The sequence below is a fragment of the Bacillus sp. AP8 genome (assembly GCF_000321185.1).
Taxonomy (GTDB): domain Bacteria; phylum Bacillota; class Bacilli; order Bacillales; family DSM-1321; genus Bacillus_AD; species Bacillus_AD massilioanorexius.
The window spans coordinates 1-9,167 of the sequence record NZ_CAPG01000095.1 but is presented as its reverse complement, the minus strand read 5'-3'; the positions used below and the strand labels follow the sequence as shown (position 1 = coordinate 9,167).

Annotated in this window: 11 protein-coding genes and 1 rRNA gene; all 12 read left to right on the top strand. The window is 33.9% G+C overall.

The features are described from left to right. The first annotated feature begins 160 nt into the window (after positions 1-160). Positions 161-276 (top strand): 5S ribosomal RNA (rrf, locus tag BN349_RS22330). Between the two features lie 529 nt (positions 277-805). Next, entirely contained in the window at positions 806-1,006 is a 201-nt protein-coding gene (locus tag BN349_RS22320) for a sigma factor G inhibitor Gin (RefSeq protein ID WP_019244535.1), read from the top strand. 397 nt (positions 1,007-1,403) lie between these two features. Next, positions 1,404-2,852 carry an aminotransferase class I/II-fold pyridoxal phosphate-dependent enzyme gene (locus BN349_RS22315; protein WP_019244534.1) on the top strand — a complete coding sequence of 483 codons (1,449 nt, stop codon included), beginning with the start codon at positions 1,404-1,406 and terminating at the stop codon, positions 2,850-2,852. A 198-nt stretch (positions 2,853-3,050) separates the two neighbouring features. After that, positions 3,051-3,692 carry a dTMP kinase gene (tmk, locus tag BN349_RS22310; RefSeq protein WP_019244533.1) on the top strand — a complete coding sequence of 214 codons (642 nt, stop codon included), beginning with the start codon at positions 3,051-3,053 and terminating at the stop codon, positions 3,690-3,692. 109 nt (positions 3,693-3,801) lie between these two features. Further along, positions 3,802-4,131 (top strand): cyclic-di-AMP receptor, encoded by a 330-nt coding sequence (locus BN349_RS22305; protein ID WP_019244532.1) that lies wholly within the window; start codon positions 3,802-3,804, stop codon positions 4,129-4,131. A 17-nt stretch (positions 4,132-4,148) separates the two neighbouring features. Then, positions 4,149-4,589: a YaaR family protein gene (locus tag BN349_RS22300; protein ID WP_019244531.1), complete on the top strand. Its 441-nt coding sequence runs from the start codon at positions 4,149-4,151 to the stop codon at positions 4,587-4,589. A gap of 17 nt (positions 4,590-4,606) precedes the next feature. Further along, a complete protein-coding gene (gene holB, locus BN349_RS22295; protein ID WP_019244530.1) occupies positions 4,607-5,614 on the top strand; it encodes a DNA polymerase III subunit delta' in 1,008 nt (335 codons plus the stop codon). After that, positions 5,607-6,437: a PSP1 domain-containing protein gene (locus BN349_RS22290; protein ID WP_019244529.1), complete on the top strand. Its 831-nt coding sequence runs from the start codon at positions 5,607-5,609 to the stop codon at positions 6,435-6,437. The genes holB and BN349_RS22290 overlap by 8 nt, the downstream gene beginning before the upstream one ends. A 14-nt stretch (positions 6,438-6,451) precedes the next feature. Continuing rightward, entirely contained in the window at positions 6,452-6,823 is a 372-nt protein-coding gene (gene yabA / locus BN349_RS22285; protein ID WP_019244528.1) for a DNA replication initiation control protein YabA, read from the top strand. Positions 6,824-7,035: 212 nt separating this feature from the next. Then, entirely contained in the window at positions 7,036-7,770 is a 735-nt protein-coding gene (locus BN349_RS22280) for a tRNA1(Val) (adenine(37)-N6)-methyltransferase (protein WP_019244527.1), read from the top strand. Beyond that, positions 7,760-8,011 carry a GIY-YIG nuclease family protein gene (locus tag BN349_RS22275; protein WP_019244526.1) on the top strand — a complete coding sequence of 84 codons (252 nt, stop codon included), beginning with the start codon at positions 7,760-7,762 and terminating at the stop codon, positions 8,009-8,011. The genes BN349_RS22280 and BN349_RS22275 overlap by 11 nt, the downstream gene beginning before the upstream one ends. 58 nt (positions 8,012-8,069) lie before the next feature. Continuing rightward, positions 8,070-8,945, top strand: a complete 876-nt coding sequence (rsmI, locus tag BN349_RS22270) for a 16S rRNA (cytidine(1402)-2'-O)-methyltransferase (RefSeq protein ID WP_019244525.1) — start codon at positions 8,070-8,072, stop codon at positions 8,943-8,945. Positions 8,946-9,167: the final 222 nt, after the last annotated feature.

Sequence of the window (9,167 nt, the reverse complement as noted above, 5' to 3'; positions counted from 1 at the left end):
CCGTTATCTAGTTTTGAAGGAATGAAATTCCTTATAATGAATTAGCAGCGAGCTATTCAAGGAAGTGACCGAGCGAACACCGGAGCTTATTTAGATAAGTGAGGATGTGAGTGAGGAAAACTGACGATGAAGAGCGAAGTTGATTATTCATTAGAATTTGTCTGGTAATGATGGCGAAGAGGTCACACCCGTTCCCATTCCGAACACGGAAGTTAAGCTCTTCAGCGCCGATGGTAGTTGGGGGTCTCCCCCTGTGAGAGTAGGACGTTGCCAGGCAAAGCAAAAGACCAGCTGAGATGTTGGTCTTTTTTTGTATGTAAAAGAAAAATCCGAAGGATTAAACAATAAAGAGGTCAGCCAAATAGTAAACCGACGAAGGAGAAGCAAGAAGGTCGAGGACATGAAGGAGTGACGCCCGGAATGTACAATGTACATGAGGACGGAACGAGTGAAATGGACGAAGAGATTCGCTGCTTATCGTTCGTCGACATTCGAACACGGAAGTTAAGCTCTAGCGCCGATGGTAGTTGGGGGTCTCCCCCTGTGAGAGTAGGACGTTGCCAGGCAAAGCAAAAGACCAACTGAGATGTTGGTCTTTTTTGTTAGGAAAATTATTGCCTATAAGACTATGTGTTGAGCAAGTAATTCGCCTTTTGCATAATTATTATTAAAAAGTATGGAAACATACACGAATGCCTAACGTATAACATAGAATAAAATAAGATGAATCTACAATAAATTATTTATTCTAAAATTTGTATACAAAAAGGGATTATGGGAAGAATAAGGGCATGGAGGTGGAGAAATGGATTCAAAATCTACAAAGCCAGAAAAACACATATGTATTATATGTGAACAATTAAAATTTGAGGGGATACATCTATATACTTCATTTGTATGTAGAGATTGTGAAAAAGAAATCATACAGACTGATACGTCAGATTCAAAATATAAATATTACTTACAACAACTGAGGAAAATATCTAAACCCCAAATATATAACTAATACCCATCTCTCCAAAAATCGTTCCGTTGTTAAATCTATATGAATGGTCCATTTAAAAGTGAAAGTCCTTCCATACAACAGTGAAAGGACTTTTATTAAGGTTGGTTAGAGAAAGGTGCGAGGACTCTTGATCCAATAGGTGGGATAGTGCCTGCCGAGGAGACTCATCACTTGCTCCGAGGAAAGTGAGCATCCTGAAGTAGAATTCAAAACCTATACCCACTAACAGTTTATAGGTGACTAAATTTGAGAACATAGACTTTATTAATGAGAATGAAATATATTAATTTAGTAGATTAGTTTTTCATATGATTAATGGTTATTGTTTCAACAAATATATCGGGATACTATATTATTTGTTAAACTGTAATTATGTAAAAGTAAAAGGATGACATATATGACTAATATACATGAAAATACACCTTTATATGATGTGTTACTTTCATTTTCAAAAAATAGATCCGTTTCATTTCATGTGCCAGGACATAAGAATGGCATTATTTTTCATGAGAAAGGAAAGAGTGTCTTTAATGAAATTCTAAAAATAGATGCAACGGAAATAGAAGGATTGGATGATTTGCATGCTCCGGAAGGTCCTATTTTAGAAGCTCAAAAGTTACTTTCAAATTTATATAATACGAGAAAAAGCTATTTTCTTATCAATGGCTCTACTTGTGGGAATTTAGCTATGATCATGGCTACTTGTAGGGAAGGCGATGAGGTATTAGTTCAAAGAAACTGTCATAAGTCGATTCTTCACGGAATCATGCTAGCGAAGGCTAAACCAATTTTTATACAGCCTCATATCAATCAAGATTGGGGAACGGCTGAAGGTATTACGGTTCCATCTTTAGAACAAACAATATTGGCTTACCCGAGAGCTAAAAGTCTTATTCTTACATATCCCAATTATTATGGCGTTGGTGAAAATATAAAAGAGCTTATTGAAACCGCACATATGAACGGGTTAACTGTTTTAGTAGATGAGGCACATGGCGCACATTTTATAGCTGGCGAGCCATTTTTAAAAAGTAGCCTTGTTTATGGTGCTGACTATGTTGTACAGTCTGCGCACAAAACTTTACCTGCTATGACGATGGGATCTTATTTACATGTAAATAAACATGTCACTCATTATGATAGATTAGAACAATATTTGAAAATATTCCAATCTAGTAGTCCTTCTTATCCTATTATGGCATCATTAGATTTAGCACGTTCCTATTTAGGTACTCTAACGGAAGCTGATTTAACTTATACAAAAACAATAATTACTGATTTCAAAAATGAAGTTCAAAAAATATCTGGAATAAAGATTTTACAGCATCAGGCGGAATCTTATGATATGTTAAGAATTACGATTCAAACTGATGGCACCTTTTCAGGCTATCAATTACAAGCAGAGTTACAAAAACATCAAATATTTTGTGAGTTAGCTGACCCTCGAAATATCTTATTCATTTTGCCTATTTTGAAAAATGGAGAAGTATTTCAATATAAACAGATAGTACAGTCTTTACAAGAGTCTATCGAATGTTTAAAAAAGAGAAATCAACCGTATAATGAACCGATACATGTAGGGTTCGAGGATGAAGTATTTACGGAATTAAAAATATCTTTTGCCGAGATGAATGATAGGAAAAAAGAATATGTGAACTTTAATGAAGCAGAAAATTATATTGCTGCTGAAACGATTACACCATATCCTCCTGGAATTCCTTATATATTAAACGGTGAAGAAATAACAAAAACTAAAATAGAATATTTGCAAAAAATAGTAGCTTTAGGAGCAAAGTTTCATGGTGGTAGCCATATAAAAAACAGAAAAATTCTAGTATATGTGTAAAGTCATTCATGAATGTATATATTGTATAATTATATGTAGCTTTTATTCTGTTTAAATGGAATAGGAAAGAAGACGTTAAAAGATTTAAAAAAGCAATCAACAGTAATAAGAACTTGACATGATTCAGCTAATAATCGATAGAGAATGACCAAATACCATATCGATTAAAGCTTTACTATATTTATTGGAGGTCAACTCATGAGACGCGGCACTTTTATAACAGTTGAAGGACCAGATGGAGCTGGTAAATCAACTATTTTGAGTATGCTGTATGAACGTTTACAGCAAGAGGGATATCAAGTTTTACATACAAGAGAACCAGGTGGCATTACCATATCAGAGCAAATTCGTGAAGTCGTATTAAAAAAAGAAAATACAACGATGGATGAAAGAACAGAAGCATTATTATATGCAGCTGCTAGAAGACAACATCTAGTAGAAAAGGTTCTACCTGCTTTAGATGAAGGATATATTGTATTATGTGATCGTTTTATCGATAGTTCTCTAGCTTATCAAGGATATGCAAGAGGCATAGGAATAGATGAAGTTTATCAAATTAATCATTTCGCTATTGGAAATCAAATGCCTGATTTGACTCTTTATTATGATATAAAACCAGAAGAGGGATTAAGACGCATTCAATCAAATAGCAATCGGGAAGTTAACCGACTAGATATTGAAAAGCTCTCATTTCATCAGAAAGTTCGAGAAGGTTATTTATTGTTAGTGGACCGCTTCTCTGATCGTATTCAAACGGTAGATGCTTCACAGGCCATCGACAAAGTATTTGAAGACTCTCTTGTGTTAATAAAAAATTTTTTAGATAAAGCGAGTATATAAATGAAATATTCAGTATAATTATGGTATAACAAGAAAAATACTTTAAAGCTTGATATAATAGGAACAGAAATAACCGGAAAAGAATGGATAAAACCAGGAGGTGCTTTTGTTGAAAATGATTATTGCCGTTATCCAGGATAAGGATAGCAACCGTTTATCTTCGGCTTTAGTAGAGCATAATTTTAGGGCAACAAAGCTAGCAACTACAGGTGGTTTTTTAAAATCTGGTAATACAACATTCATGATAGGAACTGAAGAAATACGAGTTAATAAAGCTTTGCAAGTAATAAAGGAAAATTGTCAATCACGTGGACAACTTGTAGCACCTGTTTCTCCTATGGGAGGTAATGCAGACTCCTATATGCCATATCCAGTTGAGGTACAAGTTGGAGGAGCAACTGTTTTCGTTCTTCCTGTCGAAGAATTTCATCAATTTTAATTAAATGAGGCCTATTTATGAAAATAAATCAAGAAATTCCTATTAAGCTTGAAAAAATTGTAAAGGAACCAAAGAGTTCAAATACAGTTAATTCCCGTTTTTCAGGAATGGTGGAAAAGCATAATCAAAAAATGCAATTTGATGCACTTAATAAATTATTAGTAGATGTTGAAGGCGCAGGAGATCGACTAATTCGTTCAAGAACGTTTAAAGATTTAGCTAAATATAAGACTTTAGTAAAAAAGTTTGTTAAAGAAGCTGTTGATTTCGGTATGGAGCTTAAGCAATCTCAAAGCTGGAATCAATATGGTCAAAGTAGACAATTAAAAACTGTTCAAACGATAGACGAGAAGCTTGTACAATTAACAGAAAGTGTTATGAACCAAGAAAAAGACTCGTTGGAGATATTGGGACAAGTGGGAGAAATTAAAGGTTTACTTATTAATTTATATACTTAAGGTAGTGAAAGAAAGTTATGATTCATACTTGGAATGAGCTAAAAGATATACAACCTCAAGTTTATCAAATGCTTCAAAATAGTATTCGAAAAAATCGTGTAGCTCATGCCTATGTATTTGAAGGTGAGAATGCTACAGGAAAAAAAGAAACGAGTCTTTTGTTTGCAAAAAGCATATATTGTGATGCTGCAGATGATCAAGATAAACCGTGTAATCAATGCGCGAATTGTCGCCGAATTTCAAATGGAAATCACCCAGATGTGCATTTAATAGAGCCGGATGGTTTATCTATTAAAAAAGAACAAATTAAATTACTACAAGAGGAGTTTTCTAAAAAAGGTGTAGAATCTGATCGTAAATTGTATATTATTGATTCAGCAGAAAAGATTACTGTACAAGCGGCAAATAGCTTGCTAAAGTTTTTAGAAGAACCATCCTCAGATACGACTGCCATTCTTATTACAGAGCAGTCACAGCGAATATTACCTACAATATTATCAAGATGTCAACTTATTAAGTTTCAGCCGGTATCTTCCCAAATTTTAATGAAAAAATTAGAAGAAGAGGGTATAGATCGGCAAACAGCTCTTCTTGTTTCTCAGTTAACTAATAATTTTGATGAAGGTTTACAAATAAGTTTAGATGATTGGTTTGCACAAGCTCAAAGAATAGTGTTAAAATTGTATGAAGTACTAAGCCAAGACTCCATGAAAGCATTGTTATATCTCCAAGACGAATGGTTTACACATTTCAAGGATAAAGAGCAAGTAAATCGCGGATTAGATTTTTTACTTCTTATCTATAAGGATTTATTATATATTCAGTTGGACAAGTATGAAAATCTTATTTTTGTAAATAAGAAATCTACTTTAGAAAAATATGCCCTTCAATATCCACAAAGAAAAATTGCATTTATATTAGAAGCAATTCTTGAGGCGAAGAGAAGGCTCATGTCCAATACAAATCCACAGCTAGTTATGGAACAGCTAGTGTTGAATTTGCAGGAGGGATCATCCTTTGTATGATGTAGTAGGAGTCCGTTTTAAAAAAGCGGGTAAAATATACTACTTCGATCCAGGAGATTTCGAAATTCCAAAGGATGAGTTTGTCATCGTAGAGACAGCACGCGGAATTGAATTTGGAAGAGTAGTAATTGCTAGGAAACAAGTAGAAGAACATGATGTTGTATTGCCATTGAAGAAAGTTTTAAGAATAGCTGATTCAAAGGATCGACTGATTGTAGAAGAAAATAAGAGTGCAGCAAAAGAGGCATATGAAGTTTGTAATCAAAAGGTTGAAGAACATGAATTAGATATGAAACTAATTGATGTCGAATATACTTTTGATCGAAATAAAGTTATTTTTTATTTTACAGCAGATGGTCGTGTAGATTTTAGGGAATTAGTAAAAGATTTAGCTGCTATCTTTAGAACACGTATTGAATTACGACAAATAGGTGTTCGTGACGAAGCAAAAATGTTAGGTGGTATAGGTCCTTGCGGTAGAATGCTTTGTTGTTCTACTTATTTAGGAGATTTTGAGCCAGTATCTATCAAGATGGCAAAAGATCAAAATTTATCACTGAATCCTACTAAAATTTCAGGACTTTGTGGTAGATTAATGTGTTGTTTAAAATATGAAAATGACGAGTATGAAACTGCAAAAGAACAGCTTCCTGATCTTGGAGAGATGGTTACTACTCCGAATGGAACAGGCAAGGTAGTGGGGCTAAATATTCTAGAAAGAGTACTTCAAGTGGAACTTGTCGAACAAGGTCGTGTGTTGGAGTTCACTTTGGAAGAAATTCTAAATGAGGGAGCCATTTCTATTCAAGCCACAGATTATTAAGGTGGTGAGCATACATGGATAAGAAAGAAATTTTTGATTCTGTCAGTAGCATGGAAGTACAAATTGGACAATTATATAAGCAACTAGGAGAGTTAAAGTACCATGTTGCTGAGATATTAGAGGAGAATAACTTATTAGCAATTGAAAATGAACATTTACGAAGACGTTTGGATCAATTTGTTGATAAAAAGAAACAAAATCCCTCTTCTAAAGAGAAAAAAGCAAGACAAGAAAATAAAGAGGACAAAGGAATAGATATTGGAGAAGGTTATGATAATCTTGCTCGATTATATCAGGAAGGATTTCACATTTGTAACTTGCATTTTGGAAGTCCTAGAAAAGAAGGCGATTGCCTATTTTGTCTCTCTTTCTTAAATAAAAAATAGCAAGCCTTCCTTTTAAACGGAAGGTTTTTTTGTAAGTAAGAAAAGGATCATAAGTCGTTATCGGGAACGAAAATGCAATTGTCTATAAGTCTCTGTCTTAGAAGCTTTTAAAAAAGAAGGCAATTGTTGTTTATATAGACGATAACGAAAAGAAGCGGTTATGTCCCTTTTAAAAGCAAATGAATGATTTAAAATGAGGTGCGCATTTAAGAATGTTAATAGGTGATGAAAGGCTAGATTATTTACTAGCAGAAGATTTACGCATTATACAAAGTCCTTCGGTATTTTCATTTTCTTTAGATGCCGTTTTACTTGCACGGTTTGTATCGGTTCCAATTTCTAAAGGACAAATTGTTGATTTATGTTCTGGTAATGGAGTTATTCCATTACTGCTAAGTCCGAGAACTAGAGCAAATATTACCGGTGTTGAAATTCAACAAAGACTATACGATATGGCTATTCGTAGTGTTAATTACAATAAGTTAAATGATCAAATAAAGATGGTACATGGTGATTTAAAGGAAATCGTTCAAGAAATTGGTCATTCTAAATATGATGTCGTTACGTGTAACCCACCTTATTTTCCTACGCCAAAAACAGACGAGCATAATAAAAATGAACACTATGCTATAGCGCGTCATGAAATAATGTGTACCTTAGAGGATGTAATTAAAGTAAGTAGTCAGTTATTAAAGCAAGGTGGGAAAGCAGCTTTTGTTCATCGACCAGGAAGATTAATGGATATTTTACTATTAATGAGGCAATATCGATTAGAACCAAAACGATTACAGTTTATCTATCCAATGGCAGGAAAAGAAGCAAACACCATATTAATAGAAGGAATTAAAGATGGAAAACCAGATTTAAAGACATTGCCTCCTTTTATTGTATACGACCAAAATAATGAATATACTCAAGAAGCAAGAAAGATGCTGTATGGGGAATAAACATTATATGTATGTACTCGAATGTAAGGATGGTACGTACTATACAGGATATACGAATCGATTAGAACAAAGAATAAATATGCATAATGAAGGTAAAGGTGCGAAATATACCAGAGGCCGTACCCCTGTTCGTTTGATTTATAAAGAATGCTATGAAACAAAACAGGAAGCAATGAAAGCTGAATATTATTTTAAGCAACTTACTAGAAAACAAAAAGAGTATAAGATAAAAAACGTATAATTGATATGAATAGAAGAACTATTACTCGTTAGATGATTGTAAAGGAGCAGAACAGACTATGTGGCAACAGCATAGCTTTGCAAAAGAAGGAGAAGAGCCAATACTTTATTTGGTGCCAACTCCGATTGGAAACTTAGAAGATATGAGTTTTAGAGCGATAAGAATTTTAAAGGAAGCAGATGTAATCGCAGCAGAGGATACTCGTAATACAAAAAAGCTTTGTAATTACTTTGAAATCGAAACGCCTATAATAAGTTATCATGAACATAATAAACAGTTTAGCGGAAAACAGGTGATTGATCGATTAAAAAATGGACAAACTGTAGCGTTAGTTAGTGATGCTGGAATGCCAACGATCTCAGATCCGGGGTATGAGTTAGTGCAGCAAGCACTTCAGGAACGTCTTTCCGTTGTTCCTCTACCGGGTGCCAATGCTGCTTTAACTGCCTTAATTGCATCTGGTATCACTCCACAACCTTTTTATTTTTATGGGTTTCTAGATAGAAGTTCAAAGAATAAGAAAAAAGAGTTAGAGAAATTAAAGTCTATTTCATCAACTTTCATTTTATATGAATCACCTCATCGATTAAAAGAGACGATTCAATTCATGCTTCAGATATTAGGAAACCGTCAAATTGTCTTGTGTAGAGAATTAACTAAAAAATTCGAGGAATTTATACGTGGTGATCTTGAAAGTGTGATCCAATGGATAAAAGACAATGAAATACGTGGCGAATTTTGTTTAATTGTTGAGGGTGGTTCAGAGCTAGAAGAAAATATATCAGAACAATGGTGGGAAAATCTCTCAATAATCGAACACGTTGATTATTATATAGAAGAGAAAAATATCACCAGTAAAGAAGCGATTAAACAAGTTGCGAAGGATCGTAATGTACAGAAAAGGGATATTTATCAAGCATATCATATTGAATGAACCTAATATTCAAAGCTAGAGAGAGATCTATTTTCAAAATATAGTGTCTTTATTATAAGTTACGATCGATTGTTAAGAAGAAAAAATGGCTGTAAATCTGTCAGACTCTTGTGGGAGGAGCAAGAAAGACGCAACTTCCAGCTCCACAGTGCAGAACGAATAGATTAAAGTTATTGTCACGGATTGAAATTCGATACAGCCAATAAAAAAAAGCTTCCACTT

Coding starts and splice junctions, on each gene's coding strand:
- BN349_RS22320 (WP_019244535.1), top strand. CDS start 806: ATGGATTCAAAATCTACAAAGCCAGAAAAACACATATGTATTATATGT.
- BN349_RS22315 (WP_019244534.1), top strand. CDS start 1,404: ATGACTAATATACATGAAAATACACCTTTATATGATGTGTTACTTTCA.
- tmk (WP_019244533.1), top strand. CDS start 3,051: ATGAGACGCGGCACTTTTATAACAGTTGAAGGACCAGATGGAGCTGGT.
- BN349_RS22300 (WP_019244531.1), top strand. CDS start 4,149: ATGAAAATAAATCAAGAAATTCCTATTAAGCTTGAAAAAATTGTAAAG.
- holB (WP_019244530.1), top strand. CDS start 4,607: ATGATTCATACTTGGAATGAGCTAAAAGATATACAACCTCAAGTTTAT.
- yabA (WP_019244528.1), top strand. CDS start 6,452: ATGGATAAGAAAGAAATTTTTGATTCTGTCAGTAGCATGGAAGTACAA.
- BN349_RS22280 (WP_019244527.1), top strand. CDS start 7,036: ATGTTAATAGGTGATGAAAGGCTAGATTATTTACTAGCAGAAGATTTA.
- BN349_RS22275 (WP_019244526.1), top strand. CDS start 7,760: ATGGGGAATAAACATTATATGTATGTACTCGAATGTAAGGATGGTACG.
- rsmI (WP_019244525.1), top strand. CDS start 8,070: ATGTGGCAACAGCATAGCTTTGCAAAAGAAGGAGAAGAGCCAATACTT.